The 224-nt window shown below is 61.6% G+C and carries 1 protein-coding gene; it reads left to right on the top strand.

The genetic code is table 11. The features are described from left to right. Positions 1 to 224, top strand: a 224-nt coding sequence (locus B7449_RS18845) for an IS66 family transposase (protein ID WP_048884077.1), incomplete at both ends; no start/stop codon positions are given.

Below are 224 nucleotides of genomic sequence, written 5' to 3' on the forward strand. Positions count from 1 at the left end.
ATGCTGGGCCCACGGACGCAGAGGGCTGTTCAAAATCGCCGAGAGGGACAAGGCGCCCCTCGCCATAGAGGCAGTAGGCAGGATCGACGCCATATTCCAGGCCGAGCGCACCATCAACGGTACGCCCCCAGAACATCGGCTGGCAGTCCGTCAAACAGACATAGCCCCTCTGGTCGACGATCTGTTCGACTGGATGCGGGAGTGTTGCCGGCGCATGTCGACAA

This window comes from Komagataeibacter intermedius TF2 (assembly GCF_000964425.1).
Taxonomy (GTDB): Bacteria; Pseudomonadota; Alphaproteobacteria; order Acetobacterales; family Acetobacteraceae; genus Komagataeibacter; species Komagataeibacter intermedius.